13 protein-coding genes are annotated in these 14,568 nt (G+C 65.8%); 6 read left to right on the forward strand and 7 right to left on the reverse strand.

What is annotated here, in order from left to right:
• Position 1: 1 nt before the first annotated feature.
• The 6 genes from ACS5RC_RS07980 to ACS5RC_RS08005 form a co-directional block, all read right to left on the reverse strand.
• Positions 2 to 814 (reverse strand): MetQ/NlpA family ABC transporter substrate-binding protein, encoded by an 813-nt coding sequence (locus ACS5RC_RS07980; RefSeq protein ID WP_478343282.1) that lies wholly within the window; start codon positions 812 to 814, stop codon positions 2 to 4.
• A 91-nt stretch (positions 815 to 905) separates the two neighbouring features.
• Entirely contained in the window at positions 906 to 1,301 is a 396-nt protein-coding gene (locus ACS5RC_RS07985; RefSeq protein ID WP_478343283.1) for a hypothetical protein, read from the reverse strand.
• Between the two features lie 37 nt (positions 1,302 to 1,338).
• Complete coding sequence (locus ACS5RC_RS07990) at positions 1,339 to 1,485, reverse strand: hypothetical protein (protein WP_478343284.1); 147 nt, start codon at positions 1,483 to 1,485, stop codon at positions 1,339 to 1,341.
• A gap of 394 nt (positions 1,486 to 1,879) precedes the next feature.
• On the reverse strand, positions 1,880 to 3,088 hold the full coding sequence (locus ACS5RC_RS07995; protein WP_478343285.1) for an OpgC family protein: 1,209 nt from the start codon (positions 3,086 to 3,088) through the stop codon (positions 1,880 to 1,882).
• Positions 3,089 to 4,018 carry an alpha/beta hydrolase gene (locus tag ACS5RC_RS08000; protein ID WP_478343286.1) on the reverse strand — a complete coding sequence of 310 codons (930 nt, stop codon included), beginning with the start codon at positions 4,016 to 4,018 and terminating at the stop codon, positions 3,089 to 3,091. It lies immediately after the preceding gene.
• A 594-nt stretch (positions 4,019 to 4,612) separates the two neighbouring features.
• Complete coding sequence (locus tag ACS5RC_RS08005; protein WP_478343287.1) at positions 4,613 to 5,575, reverse strand: LysR family transcriptional regulator; 963 nt, start codon at positions 5,573 to 5,575, stop codon at positions 4,613 to 4,615.
• 302 nt (positions 5,576 to 5,877) lie between these two features.
• Here ACS5RC_RS08005 and ACS5RC_RS08010 point away from each other — a divergent pair, with 302 nt between their 5' ends.
• From ACS5RC_RS08010 to ACS5RC_RS08035, 6 genes are all read left to right on the forward strand, one after another.
• Positions 5,878 to 7,071, forward strand: coding sequence for an ABC transporter substrate-binding protein (locus ACS5RC_RS08010; protein WP_478343288.1), 1,194 nt, complete (start codon positions 5,878 to 5,880; stop codon positions 7,069 to 7,071).
• Between the two features lie 139 nt (positions 7,072 to 7,210).
• On the forward strand, positions 7,211 to 8,086 hold the full coding sequence (locus tag ACS5RC_RS08015) for a branched-chain amino acid ABC transporter permease (protein WP_478343289.1): 876 nt from the start codon (positions 7,211 to 7,213) through the stop codon (positions 8,084 to 8,086).
• A complete protein-coding gene (locus ACS5RC_RS08020) occupies positions 8,083 to 9,864 on the forward strand; it encodes a branched-chain amino acid ABC transporter ATP-binding protein/permease (RefSeq protein ID WP_478343290.1) in 1,782 nt (593 codons plus the stop codon). The genes ACS5RC_RS08015 and ACS5RC_RS08020 overlap by 4 nt, the downstream gene beginning before the upstream one ends.
• On the forward strand, positions 9,864 to 10,619 hold the full coding sequence (locus ACS5RC_RS08025) for an ABC transporter ATP-binding protein (protein ID WP_478343291.1): 756 nt from the start codon (positions 9,864 to 9,866) through the stop codon (positions 10,617 to 10,619). Before ACS5RC_RS08020 ends, ACS5RC_RS08025 begins: the two co-directional genes overlap by 1 nt.
• An 81-nt stretch (positions 10,620 to 10,700) precedes the next feature.
• Positions 10,701 to 11,402: a cyclase family protein gene (locus ACS5RC_RS08030; protein WP_478343292.1), complete on the forward strand. Its 702-nt coding sequence runs from the start codon at positions 10,701 to 10,703 to the stop codon at positions 11,400 to 11,402.
• Between the two features lie 53 nt (positions 11,403 to 11,455).
• Entirely contained in the window at positions 11,456 to 12,865 is a 1,410-nt protein-coding gene (locus tag ACS5RC_RS08035; protein WP_478343293.1) for an amidase family protein, read from the forward strand.
• A 401-nt stretch (positions 12,866 to 13,266) separates the two neighbouring features.
• Here the strand turns inward: ACS5RC_RS08035 and ACS5RC_RS08040 are convergent, their stop codons facing one another.
• Entirely contained in the window at positions 13,267 to 14,469 is a 1,203-nt protein-coding gene (locus tag ACS5RC_RS08040) for a hypothetical protein (protein WP_478343294.1), read from the reverse strand.
• Positions 14,470 to 14,568 lie beyond the last annotated feature (99 nt).

Consider the following 14,568-nt stretch of genomic DNA (forward strand, 5'->3'; position numbering starts at 1 on the left):
GTCATTTCTGCCACGCGAGCAGGTAGAGCTTATCGCTGTTGGCGAAGGATTTATGGATCTGCTGTCTGACCGCCTCTGAGGCCTGGAAGATCCCGACGAATTTTCTGATCGCCGGATCGTCCTTGCGCGCATTCCTGGTGACGAAGCTCACCGCGAACAGCTTGTCTTCGATGCCGGAATAGATCAGCCCGCTCGTCGGATCGAAGGTCCCGGCCGCCACGATGAAGTGCGGATAGCCTTGGGCGAGATCGACGTCGCCCGTGATCCGCACAAGCTGCGGCCCCTCGACCTCGGTGAAGGTCAGCTTCTTCGGGTTCTCGGTGATGTCGTCGAGGGTGCCGAGGAAGCCGACGCCGTCCCTCAACTTGATGAGCCCGGCCTTCTGCAGCAGCAGCAGGCCGCGCCCCTGGTTGACCGGATCGTTGGCGATGGCGACCTTCCCGCCCACCGGGACCTGGTCGAAACTCTTGTGCTTGAGAGAGAACAGCCCGATATTCTGCAGGATGCCGGCGCCGACGATGTCGAACCGGTAGCCCTTCTGCCTGGAGGCGTTCTCCATGAAGGGCCGGTGCTGGTAGAAGTTCAGGTCGATATCGCCGGCGTCGAGGGCGACGTTGGGCGTCGTCCAATCGCTGAACTCGATGACTTTCACATCGATGCCCTGATCCTTGGCCTCCTTGGCGGCGGCATTGACGGCGTCGCTGTAGGCGCCCGGCACGGTGCCGATTTTCAGGGTCTCGGCTCGCGCCTGCCCCTGGGCCGCCACCGTGCCGGTGCAGAGCAGGGCGATGGCGAGGGTCTTCAGGAAACGCATCGGTCGTGGGCTCCGGTCTGCCGCCGCGGAGAAGCCGGGGCAGCGTGGTCAGGTCGGGAGGGAAGAGAGGCGTCCGCGGCCCCCGGGGCGGTCAGGTCGGGCGGACGGGGATGACCGAGCCGCGATAGCGGGTGCGGATGAAGCCGCCGACCTCGGCCGAGGTCGGCAGCGAGGCGAGACGCAGCACGCGAGGGTCCTTGGCCGAGCCCTCGGTCGTGACGCGGACATTCGCATACGGGTTGCCTTCGGCGCTCTGAAAGGAATTGGCGTCCCCGTCACGAAACAGGGCGTTCGGACGGAGAGCGCCCGAAATCTCGATGATCTTCAGCGGCGACTCGGAGGCCGGCGTCTCGGCCGCAAAGTCGAGGGTTTCGGCGTGCGATAGGGAGGACGCCACGACCCGCAGAGGCGCCGTCGCGGCACGGGCCGTTCCCATGCTCAGGGCGAGGGCTCCGGACAGGAAGACGCGACGGGTCGATGCAGGCACGGCACTGGCTTTTCACAGTGAATTCAATGACCAGAAGTCATCTTCGTATCTCGAATTCACTGATGAGCATCAAGAGTACTGGTTGCTGAACTTTCGGCCAGTCGAAGGCGATCGTTCCCGTCGATCGCCACTGGAAGGTGACGATTTTCTCCCGCCAGAGGGCGCTCACGCCGCTCCAGTCCACGTCCGCTCTTGGGACGAACGGTGCGTATCGACGAATGATTGGGTTGGGCGCAAAGCGGCCGGCCGGTTCTGGTCGAAAGCAGAATGGCCGCTCCGGATGAGGCCCAGCCAGAAAAGCAGATAGGGCCCCTCAAGGTGCCGTTGGCTTGAGCAGCCGGTGCAGGTGGAACAGCCGCTGGAGTGTAGATCCGCTGGGAAAGCGGACAGACTTCGACCGGCAAAACCCAGCCGATCAGTCGGCTTCACCAATGGCCCGCGAGCAGGCGCAACTGTATGAGCCGGATTATCGCATGCAAAATGGTCGCACTACTGGTTGATGATGGTCGACTGCGCTGGGGATATTTGCATCGAAGGGCAGCGGACACCGTTTGAGGGCATGCGAGCGTGATCATTGATCAGCCGTGGGTGACGTTCTGGACCCTGCGGCTCTGCGCGCGGGCATCCAGGAGGCTGGCAAGGCCCAGCATCGCTGCGACGCCGCCGAAATTGACAAAAATTTGCAGCTCCCATGAGGGGTCGAAGGTGCGGTAGAGAATGCGGCCGACGAGTGCCGCCAAGCATCCCGTCCCGAAAATCTCCAGCGAGTGTCGACCACAGGCGTCGATCAGCCGGAGCGAGTGCCAACGGCTCGCGTGGAGCAGGGATGGAGCGCTGAAAACCAAGTAGGTCAGCGCTAGAATATGCAATAGGCGGAGGGGGGCGATGTGGCTCTTGTCGGGGGCATCGAGAGCAAGCGGCCTCAGATTCGGTAGGCCCCAATCCAGCCAGGATCCGCCTTGGAACAGCGCAAAGCTGAGATAGCCCCACGCTGCCGCTATAGCCCAGCCCCATCGTGGCAGGAGGCCGTCCCTGGCCCGGACGGCGAGGGCGAGGGCGCCTCCGATGACGAACAGGAACTGCCACGCGAACGGGTTGAAGTACCACCCGTCGTCCACCGCTGTGGCATTAGGTAGGTTCAAGGTGTGATCGACATTGGCCGCGAGCCACACGGTGCCCGAGAGCGCCAATACGCCCCAGACGCCGCGCTGCATTCCGAAATAGACGAGCGGGAACAGGGCCAGCAACAGAATGTAGAGCGGCAAGATGTCGAGGTAGTTGGGCAGGGCGTTCAGCGCAAGCCCGCGCAGCAGGCCTGGTATGAGCCCCATCTGCAGCAACGGCGCCACCCCGAAGCGGGGTGTGAGACCGGTGAGGTCCATCCAGATCCGGACGATGATCAGCGTGGCGAGCAGCAGCCCGGCATGGAACAGGTAGATCCGCCCACATCGCTTGGCAATGCGCGAAAGAGTCGTCCAGAAGCCTGCCCGCCGGAACAGCCCGCCATAGGCGATCATCGAGGAGTACCCCGCCAGGAGCACAAAGATCTCGGCGGCGTCCGAGAAGCCGAAGTTGTGGAGTGTGAACAGGGCCGGGGCGTTGCGTGGGATGTGATCGACGAAGATCATCAGCAGCGCGAAACCGCGCACCACGTCGACCCGTGCGTCACGGACCGCCTTTCCAGGTCCGGGCTCAGACGGTTGATCCAGCGTGGCGATGGCCTCCACTGCGGCACCGATAGACCCATTCGACCGCAGTTTCGGGTCGAGATCGTCGAACTTCTCCATTCAGCGCATCACCAAAATGCTCGTCAGCCATAGCCGACAAAGGCGTGGCCAGAGAGCGACGGGGGCATCCGACTGACCGATCCCAAACCCGTGACCGCCCACGGCGAAGCGGTGATATTCGACTGGCACGCGTGCCGCGCGGCAGGCCTCGTCAAGGACTTGGCTGTGCTCGGGACTAATTACCTTGTCGTCGTCGGCTTGTACTAGGAAGATCGCGGGACAACCCGCCTGGATGTGCGTCTGCAGCGACCACATCTCACTAGCCTCCAACGTCGGCGCCTCACCGACGAGAGAGCGGCGGGTGGTCGTTCGGTCATACGGGGGGCTCAGGCTGACTACGGGGTAGAGAAGCGCCGCGAAGTCGGGTCGGGCCGAGAGGTCATCGACCGCGTCCACGTGCGAGTAGGAGCGATAAGCGGAGCGTGCGGCGACCATACCGCAGAGATGGCCGCCCGCTGAGAAGCCCATCACGCCGATGCGGTCTGGGTCGATCCGGAACCGCTCAGCATTGGCTCGGATCTGACGCAGGGCGCGCTGCCCATCCTGCAGCGGGACGAGAGGACCGTCGTGCCAGCCCTCGCGCGGCAGGCGATAGGTCAGCACGAAGGCGGTAATACCCTGGGCAGCGAGCCAAAACGCGGCGGGGAACGCCTCCTTGACGATCCCGATGCGGGTATAGCCGCCCCCGCCTGCTACGAGAACCGCGACACCAGTCGGGTTCTCTGGAGAGAACACCTCAAGCACGGGGGTCGTAATATTGCGGACGGCACCGCTGTCGTCGCGAGCAATCGGTCCCTTCGGGCCGCCCCCACCGGGTGGCTCACCCGGCCAGAGCGGGATGCGTTCTAGCGCCCCGACCGCGCTGGCATCGGACGCAGGCGCAAGCGCAGAAGCAGCTAGGGTCAGAAGCACGGATCGACGATCGGGCATAACGCTCCTTTCCGAAGGATCGGTGACCCGCGGACCGCGGCCATCGCACATACTTGCGATGCAAGGTTGAGACAATTACTCGAACCATAGCGTCGAGGTGAGCAATTCGACGGTGCCCACCGGACGTTCGCCTCGGCAAGCGCGGTACTCACTCGAAGACGTTCAGTCGCCGCCGGTGTTCCCGCCGCCGGTGCTAGGCCGAGCTCACCGCGACGGCTACATTGCCGACAGCACCTGATCTGTTGTCGCTCCCGGCCGCGGCCACGCCGGCTCTTGAGTAGGTACCTGCGCCGCCGGTAACGACCGGCGCTGGCTGGAAGCAGCCCGTCGGCGTCGAGTCCTGGGCCGTGGGTGGGCGGACGTTCAGCGCGGCTCAGGTGAAGGCCTCGAAGAGACACCGAATGATCCGACGCCCGACGGAGATCGAAGGCTCGCCCGGTGATGGGCAAAGAAGTTTCGGATTATTGTGGCCCTGAAAAAAACATCGAGCATGGCGATGTATTTATATCATGATTACGCTACGCAGCAGCTCCTTGAGCCACGCACATCCGAAAAGCGGACGTTGGCTCACACTGGAATTGGTTTGGCTGCCCTTCAACCGCGAGCGCGCACAGGCGTAGGACGCTCTGTCGGCTTGAGCCGAGCGCGCCATACGGAGCGCTCGACGAGATCTCCGATCACGCCCGCCAAAACTTCGGCAACGGCTTCGCTGCCGCGGGTATTCAAAGTCCGCTGAGACACGACAACTGAGAGCCGCCAGGAGGGAGTCGGATCGACAATCGGTAAGGCGACCATCTCACCGCGTTCAATCTCTGCTGCCAAGGCGAAATGCGGCATGATCGCCGCGAAGGCCTGGGCGCGAACAAGCTCCGCGATGGCGGGCAGGCTCTCGCAATCCGTTGCAACGGGTGTGATGTCGTGGCGCGCTGCGAGTTGCTCGATCACAGCACGCAGCACGTTCGGGCGGCCAGGAAGGACTACCGGAAGCGCCTGTTGAAAAACCTGGCCAAATCCGATCTGACGTCGCGCCGCTAGCGGGTGGGAGGCGGGGACGATGAACATGAGGTCCTCGACCATCATCTCGGTCCAGGCCACGTGCTCGAAAGCTTTGTGATCGTAGAGCAATGCGACATCCAGGCGCCCGGATTGGATCCACTCGTCCAGCGTGCCGGTCATCGCCTCGACGATGTGCAGGCTGATGTTGGGCAGCGCGGTGCTCATCGCCTGGTGGAGCGGCAGCGACAGGCCCCGGCACGCCGAGGTCGGCAGCCCGACCGAGATGCGCCCACTCGGGCTCGTGGCCTGGGAGCGCACCACCTCCTTCGCCCGCTCGACCTCCTGCAATATGCGGCGCGCGTGCTCATAGAATTTGAGCCCGAGTTCCGTCGGCGTGACGCCGCGCGCGTGCCGGACCAGCAGCTCGACGCCGAGCTCCTCCTCGAGATTGCGCATCTGCTGGCTGAGTGAGGGCTGCGCGATTCGCAGCACCTCGGCCGCCCGCGAGACGTTTCCGCTCTCGGCGATCTGGGTGAAGTAGCGAAGCTGACGAAGGTCCATGGCAATCCTAGCGCATCCGCAGCCAGCCTCCCCAGAATGTCGCCGCGATGTCAAACTGCTCTAACGCCGAGCAATCTGCGCAAACTATGTGCACAATATCAGATTTTCGCATTGTTCGTCAGTTATTTAGCTCCCGAGCGAGAAACACGATTTCGCCTATGATCCAATCCCATAGGCGTTTCCGATATCTCGTATCGGAATTTGGTCTTTGATGCGCGCTGTATTCGTTGCGTAGCCTGATCCTCATCGATCGAGCATCGAGGCCGAGATCGGGCCGTCATCAGAAAATTGGAGCCCCTTGCATGGATGCGTCCAAGTATTTGCGCCGCCTTATCCTGGCTGCGCCCCTGGCTTTGACGGTCCCGGGTTCGGCGCTGGCGCAGCAGGAGCCGTGCATCGGCAACTCCGCTGCGATTACCGGACCGGCGGCGTTCGGCGGACAGGCGATCAAGATGGGCGCCGAAATCGCCATCGAGGAGATCAACGCCAAGGGCGGGGTGCTCGGCAAGCCGCTGCGCTTCGTCCAGTACGACGACGCCGGGGCGCCGCCGCGGGGCGTCGACAACACCCGGCGTATCGCGCTCGCCGACAAGTGCGTGGCAATCCTGGGCGGCTACCACTCCACGGTCTCGGTGGCACAGGTCGAGCCGGTACACGCCATCGGCATCCCCTTCGTCGGCGTGCTAGCGGCCAACACTCAGGCGATCGAGAACGGGCGCAGCCCGAACTACATGTTCCGGGTCTCGGCCAAGGACAAATGGGTCGCCCGATTCCTCGTCGAGCAGGCCGCCAAGGTCTCGAAGACCGGCAAGATCGCGTTCTTCTACGAGAACACCGGCTGGGGGAACGGCGCCCTGCCGGACGTGAAGGCGGCCATCGCCAAGGCCGGCAAGGACTTGGTCGCCACCGAGACCTTCAATTGGAACGACCAGGACATGACCGCCCAGGCGATCCGCGCGCGGGAGGCCGGCGCCGACGTCGCCCTGTTCTGGGCCCTCGACCGCGAGGGCAACCAGCTCGTCCGCTCGATGGACAAGGTCGGCTACAAGCCCACCATCATCGGCGCCTGGGGCATCGCGGGCAATCTCGGCGAACTCGCCGGCCCGCTCGCCAACGGCGTCGAGGTCGTGCAGACATACAGCTTCATGGGCGACCTCGACCCGAAGGGGCAGGCGCTCTGGCAGAAGATCCAGACGAAGTACGGCCTGAAGGACCCGGCGCAGATCAAGATGGGGTCCGGCATCGCCAACGCCTACGACGCCGTCCACATCCTAGCCCAGGCGATCGAGAAGGCCGGCACCTACGATTGGAAGAAGGTGCGCGAGGCGCTCTACCAGGTCCGGTACGACGGCCTGGTGGCCAAGTACGACCCGGCCTTCGACGCCTCCGATCCGGAGCGCCAGGACGCGATCCTGCCGAGCTACTACAAGCTCACCGTCTGGTCCGACGGCAAGCTCCTGCCGATCGCCCAGACCCCCTACGGCAAGACGAACTGAAGGCGCACGCGCCTCCCACGCCCTCCCCAGCGGGAGGGGCCGGAGCGGTTCGTCCGGATCCCCCCCTCACCGGGCCGGACCGCCCCGACTCCGCTGCACGCGCCCCCTCCGCGCCACACCGGGAGTTCCCGCCCCAGCCATGACAACCGCCCTGCAATACACCCTCTCGGGTCTCGCGATCGGGGGCATCTACGCCTTGGTCGCGCTCGGCTTCCACATCATGTGGTCGGCCGCCAAGGCCGTGAACTTCGCCCACGGCGACACGCTGATGATCGGGGCCGTGCTCGCCGTGATGGGCATCGACGCCGGCCTGCCGATGCCGCTCGCCTGCCTGCTGGCGATCCTGGCCGGGGCCGTGTTCGGCATCGTGCTGGAGCGCTTCGCGGTGCGGCCCTTCATCGGCGCGAACGCCTCGATCGGCTGGATGCTGACCACCATCGCGGTCGGCATCATGGCGGAATCCCTCGCCACCATGCAGTTCGGCGGCTTCTCCCGGCCGCTGCCCTCGCCGGGCGTCTCCAAGGCCATCTCGATCCTCGGCGCCGGCATCTACCCGCAGGAACTCGTCATCCCGGCGGTCGCCGTGCTGGCGATGGTGGGCCTCCACGCGATGCAGCGGCACACCCTTATCGGGCGCGCGATGCAGGCGGTCGCCCACAACCGGCAGGCGGCGGCGCTGATGGGCATCGACGTCGACCGGATCGTGATGGTCTCCTTCGGCCTCGCCGCTCTGTTCGGCGCCGGGGCGGGCGTGCTCGTCGCGCCCGTGATCCAGGCGTCGGCCAGCATGGGCGTGCTGCTCGGGCTGAAAGGCTTCGCGGTCGCCATCATCGGCGGCATCACCAGCGGGCCCGGCGTCGTTCTGGCTGGCCTCGCCTTCGGGATCATGGAGAAGTTCGTCGAGGGTTACGTCTCGACCGCGGCGCGGGAGATCGTCGGCTTCAGCGCGATGATCCTCGTGCTCCTCGCATTCCCTCAGGGCCTGTTCGGCCGCCGGGAGATCTTCAAGGTATGAGGAACCTCCACGCCCTCGGCTTCGCGCTGCTCGCCGCGAGCCTCGTGATCGTGCCGCTGACCTCCGGCAACGAGTACGAGCTGCGTCTGTTCATGCTGTTCCTGATCTACGGCGTGATCGCGGTCGGCCTGAACGTCCTCGTCGGCCTCACCGGCCTCGTCTCCCTCGGCCAGGCCGGGCTGTTCGCGCTCGGCGCCTATACGGGGGCGATCCTGGCGATCCGGCTCGGCCTCGACCTCGTCCTGGCGAGCCTCGGCGCGGCCGTCGTCGCCGGCCTCTTCGGCGCGGCGCTCGCCTATCCGAGCGTGCGAGTGCGGGGCGTCTACCTCGCGGTGGTGACGATCGCCTTCGGGCTCATCGTCGAGAACGTCGCCATCGAGTGGCAGAGCCTCACCGGCGGCACGACGGGGCTCTCCGGCATCCCCGGCCCGAACCTTCTGGGCTACCCGCTCACCGGCTACGCCTTCTACGCGGTGCTCGCGGTCACACTTTTCCTCGCCACGCTCGCGACGCACAACCTGAAGCATTCCGGCTACGGCCGCGCGATGCTGGCGGTCGCCCAGAGCGAGACGGCCGCGCGCAGCCTCGGCATCGGCGCGACGGGGATCCGCACCCTCGCCTTCGCGGTCGCGGCGGTGACGGCCGGGATCGCCGGCAGCTTCTACGCCTTCCTCAACGCCTACATCTCGCCCGACATCTTCACCTTCTCGGATTCCGTCCGCTTCCTGCTGATGGTGATCTTGGGCGGCGCGGCCTCGACCTTCGGGCCGGTCGTCGGCGCCTTCGTCCTGACCTACCTGCCGGAAGTGCTGCAAAGCTTCGCCGAGTGGCAGAAATTCGCCTACGGCGCCCTGCTCCTCGCGGTGATGTTCGGCCTGCCCGGCGGGATCCTCGGCACGCTGGGCACCCTCTACGCCCGCCTGCGCCCCGGCCCACGGGGCGTCGATGCGGCGCTGGGCACGCCCGTCGCCGAGATCCTGGCGGGCCGGGAGCCGGCCGCCCTGGAGACGGACCGCCTCACCGTCCGGTTCGGCGGCCTCACGGCGCTCGCCGCCGCGAGCGTCCGGGTGGCGCCGGGCGAAATCCACGCCCTGATCGGCCCGAACGGGGCCGGCAAGTCGACCTTCGTGAACACGATCTCGGGCTTCTACCGGCCGAGCGAGGGCGGCGTCCGCCTCGACGGGGCCGATCTCGCCGGCCGCAAGGTCCACGGCATCGCGCGGCTCGGCCTCGCCCGCACCTTCCAGAACACCGAGCTGTTCGGGCAGATGACGGTGCTGGAGAACGTCATGGTGGGCGGCTTCCACCATCTCGGCTACGGACTGCCCGGCGCGATCCTGCGCACGCCCGGCTTCCGCCGCGAGGAGGCCGCCTGCCGCGCCGCCGCGATCGGCCTGCTCGACTTCGTCGGCCTCGCCGAGGCGGCCAACGAGCAGGCCCGGTTCCTGCCCTTCGGCCATCAGCGCCGCCTGGAGATCGCCCGCGCGCTTGCCACGCGCCCGCGTCTCCTGCTCCTCGACGAACCCGCCGCCGGCCTGACCACGCAGGAGATCGACGCCCTCGAGGCGATGATCCGCAGGATCGCAGGGCTCGGGGTCTCGGTGCTGCTCATCGAGCACCACGTCGATCTCATCATGGCGGTCGCCGACACCGTCACGGTGCTCGATTACGGCCAGATCATCGCGAGCGACCGCCCGGAGGCCGTGCAGGCCGACCCGCGGGTGATCGAGGCCTATTTCGGCGGCCCCTCCGCCATCCTCGACGAGGAGGCCGCCTGATGAGCGAGATACCCCTGACGGCGGCCGAGGATCTCCTCGTGGTGGAGGAGCTGGAGCTGCGCTACGGCGCGGCGACGGCGCTCCGCGGCGCGAGCCTGCGCGTCCGGCGCGGGCAACTCGTCGCGGTGATCGGCAACAACGGCGCGGGCAAGACCTCGCTGATGCGCGGCCTCACCGGGCTGGTGCGCCCGAGCGGCGGCCGCGTCCTGTTCAAGGGCGAGGAGGTCACGCGGCTGGCCGCCCACGCCAAGGTCGCCCGCGGCCTTGTCATGGTGCCCGAGGGGCGCCTGATCTTTCCCGACCAGACCGTTGAGGACAACCTGATCCTCGGCGCCTACGTCCATGGCGGCCTCAGGACGGCGAGGGCGAAGGACACGCTGGAACGGTCGCTCGCCCTGTTCCCACGCCTGCGCGATCGGCTGCGCCAGCCCGCCGGAAGCCTGTCGGGCGGCGAGCAGCAGATGCTCGCCATCGCCCGCGGCCTGATGGGCGAGCCCGACCTCCTCGTGATCGACGAACTCTCGCTCGGCCTCGCGCCCCTCGTCGTCGAGCAGCTGATCGGTGTCCTGCGCGACCTCAACCGGCAGGGCCTCACCATACTTCTCGTCGAGCAGCTCGCATCCTACGCGCTCGCCATCGCCGACCACGCCTACGTGGTGGCGCAGGGACGCGTGGTGCGGGACGGCCCGAGCGGGCTCATCGCCCGCGACCCCGAGGTCATGGAGACCTTCCTCGGCAAGAAGAAAGCCGCCTGAGAGCGGCATCCCCGCGAACCCGATCCGACGCGGTCCCATCCGGTGCCGCGAACGATCTCCCACGCCCGAGAAGGACCTGCCATGCCCCAGCGCGTCGTCGACCTGAGCCTCCTGATCGAGGACAACATGCCGGCTCACAAGCTCTTCCAGCGGCCCGTGATCACCACGCATCTGAGCCACGAGAGCTCGGCCGCCCTGAACCTGGGCGTGCCAGGCGACGCGATGACCTTCCAGACGAACTTCATCGCGATGCTGGACCACGTCGGCACCCACGTGGACGCCTTCCTGCACGTGAACCCGAACGGCCAGCCCGTCGACGAGATGCCGCTGGACCTGTTCATGGGCAAAGCGGTCTGCTTCGACCTACGCCACATCCCCGACCTCGGCGACATCACCGTCGCCGACATGGAGGCGGCGGAGACCAAGAGCGGCGTCACGGTCGACGGGCACATCGTCCTGCTCTGCACCGGCTTCCACGCCCGCAACTACCCGGGCCCCGACTCAGTCTGGAAGAACCCGCTTCTCACCGCAGAGGCGACCCAGTGGCTGCACGCGCGCGGCTCGAAGATGCATGGCGTCGAGGGCCCCTCGACCGATAAGCCAAGCGACAACATCTTCGCCCAGCATCGGCTCTGCCGCGATCTCGGCATGAGCCACTGGGAGTGGCTGGTGAACCTTGAGGAATTGCTTGGCAAGGGTGAGGTGCAGTTCTTCGGGGTGCCGTTAAAATTCAAGGGCGGCTCCGGCTCACCGGTGCGCGCCTTCGCCATCGTCAGTGATTGATGCAGCCGCGGCGCCCCAGGGGGGGCCGCACCCCAAAGGCGGAGTGCGAAGCGATGACGAGCGACCTCGACTTCATGACCGCGTTTGAATTGCGGCGCCTCGTTGCAACCCGCGCGGTGTCGCCCGTTGAGCTGACAGAGCGCGCTCTCGCACGTGCGGAGGCGAGCCAAGCCACGCTCAACGCCTTCTGCCTCCTGATGCCTGAAGAGGCACTCACCGCCGCGAAGCGGGCCGAGGATGCAGTCATGCGAGCTTCCCCACTGGGTCTGCTCCACGGCCTTCCGATCTCAGTGAAGGATCTTATTGCGGTGGGTGGTCAGCCCTATGCCTCAGGCTCGCGGGCCATGGCGGGCAACATCGCCGCCGCCGATGCCCCCTCGGTCGAGCGCCTGCATGCGGCTGGCGCCATCATTATCGGCAAGACCACGACAAGCGAGTTCGGGGCGAAACCGGTGGGCGACTCGCCGCTCACCGGGATCACCCGCCATCCTTGGGACCTGACGAAGACCCCGGGCGGATCGAGCGCCGGAGCGGCTGCATCCGTGGCGGCCGGTATCACACCCTTCGCGCTAGGCACCGACGGCGGCGGTTCCCTGCGGATTCCAGCCGCGCTCACCGGTCTCGTCGGGTTCAAGGCTCAGTTCGGCCGCGTGCCGGTCTGGCCGACCTCGGCAACGCCCACCCTGGCCCATGTGGGCTCTCTCGCGCGCACGGTGGCCGACGCCGCTTTGCTAACAACGGCAGTTGCCGGTTACGACCCGCGCGACCCGTTTGCCGTGGCTGGCCCGGTGCCAGATCTCCTAGGCGCGGCAAAGGCCTCCGTCGCCGGCCTGCGTGTGGCCTGGAGCGAGACCCTGGGCTATGCACGGCCCGATCCGGAAGTCGCCGCCATCGCTCGCGCCGCAGCATGGGCGCTGGCAGACCAGGGCGCGATCGTGGAAGAGGTCGAGGCCGTCTTCGAGTCCGATCCGGCCGAACTCTGGACCGCCGAGTTTTACGCGGGCATCGGTACCCGCCTACGGGGTATTCTCGAAAGCCGCCGTGAACTCCTGGACCCGGCGGTCGCAGACGTGCTCGACGCTGCCCTCGCCCAGGAGATGCGCGCATATTACGAGACCGTCTTCGCGCGCTATGCGCTGCGAGATCGGATGGTGAATTTCTTCACCAAATACGATGTCCTTCTGTCGCCGACACTGCCGATCTCGTCCTTGGAAGCAGGGCGAAACATTCCAGATGGGCTGGAAGATCGCAGCCTCGTCTCCTGGGCCTTCTACACCTATCCCTTCAACCTCACGGGCCAGCCCGCAGCCTCTGTCTGCGCGGGAATTGCTTCGGATGGGATGCCCGTCGGCATCCAGATCGTGGGCCGCAGCCTGTGCGAGGTCGACGTGGTGCGGGCGGCTGCGGCGATCGAGCGAACGAAATCGCAGAGCTACAATCTTCGACCGTTTCCAGGGCAGTGAAAAGCAGTTGCGGCGGGAATAACAGAAGATAGGATCCGGTTACTGCGAAATTTCTCTGAGCGGCGTTGCTGCTGCGCGCTCAGACAGGAAGAGGTTAATCCCTTGCAGCCGGGGCGGATTTCAATTCAGTCACAACCAAAGATCGGGTCATGGCGCGAGTGAGGCCTGTGAATCGGCTTGTGACAACGTTCGCTTTGAAGATCCCGGCAGAAGTAGACGAATGACTGGGTTGGGCGAAAAGCCGAAGGTTTGCTTCCGGGCGTGAGCCGACTTCTGCATGCCACCCAACTTGGTCGTGATCTCTGTTTCACCATTTTGACTGAAGACAGAGCTTTCTGACGGGTGCCAAAGTTCACAAGCATCCCGTCGGGTGGAATGCCAAGCGTTAGACATGAGGATTACTAGCTGAGCGCGGCGAGACGTGGCCGAAAAGCCGAGACGAATTTGTCGCTGGTTGCCAAGAGCCATTCAAGCTGAGCAGCGGAGTCGGCTGTTTCGAGGGGCTCCATCAGGGAGATGGTTCCGGTCTCGTCATCATCCTTCCACCGTGCCTCCAGCGACATCCCGATCTCAGCTTCGATGTCAGGGAGCTCCGCACACAGCACGTCAAACGCCGCTCGTCCGCCTTCACCACGAAGACGCAGGAAGAGGCTGCACTGGCTGTTCCGACCCTCCGGCCCCTTGGTCCGGTAGGCCGTCGCCCCGCCCACAGGCATCGTGAGGCGGATCCAGTTGTTGCCTCCATGGCTGGGAGGAGGTTGGTCGGGATGAGAGAAGCGGGCCGCAGCGATGAAATGGTCCCAGAATTGTCGGTTCGCCGACGCTGCCGACGCGCCACCTTCCGTCTGCGTTGAGAGCGGCACGGTTAGTTCCGCGGCCACCCTCGCGGGCGACGCAGGCGCGGCCGCATAGGGCGTACCCTGATGCTCGATCACCTTCGTACGCAACGCGATCTGCGGAGTGAGAAGGATACGCCCTTCTTGGTCTGTCCAGGCCGCGACCTCTACGAGTGCAAGGCGGGAGCGGAGGCCCGCGGCCGCCTCCAGGAAGCCCCGCACAGCTTCGATCTCTGAACGGATGCCATCCCCGAGTACCACGAGGTCGAAGGCACCTGCGCTCAGGCTATCGCTGACAGCATCGACAAACGCGGCCTCGTCCGTGAGGCCAAGCCGCTCCTGGGCCAGATCCCAGAGAAGGTTCGCGCCCTGTCGGCCGATCCGGGAAGCGACGAGCGAGGAGAGATCGCCGTAGCTCAACCGGCGCATCAGACCGGCATATTCCAGCACTTGGCCGATCACCTCGCGCCGGGCCTGAGGGTTGCGCCACAGCTTGCACTCGACCAGCACCAAGCGGCCGCGGCGGGTCACCCCCAGCATGTCGAGAAACACGGACCCAGTCTGACCGCGTAGCGTGAGCTCCCGGCAAAGTGGTGCCACCGCTCCGGCACCGGGATCGATCTCCTCGATCGGGATGATCTCTGGGTGCTCGAAGGCGAGCCGTTGAAGCTGATGCTCACGCCCGAACGACTCGGCAGACGGCAACGCACGTGTGAGGACAGCTGGCTGGCCATCAAAACCCTTTGAAAAGAGCAGTGCGCGTGACATCGCGTTCCTCTGAAGCCGAGCTACAATCGGAGGCGGCTTACCGATCCGAGAGGATGCTCGCCAGAGGCAACAGGCAGCCGGGTTGGAGCTGAACGGCGT

This window comes from Methylobacterium sp. HJ2, from assembly GCF_056431005.1.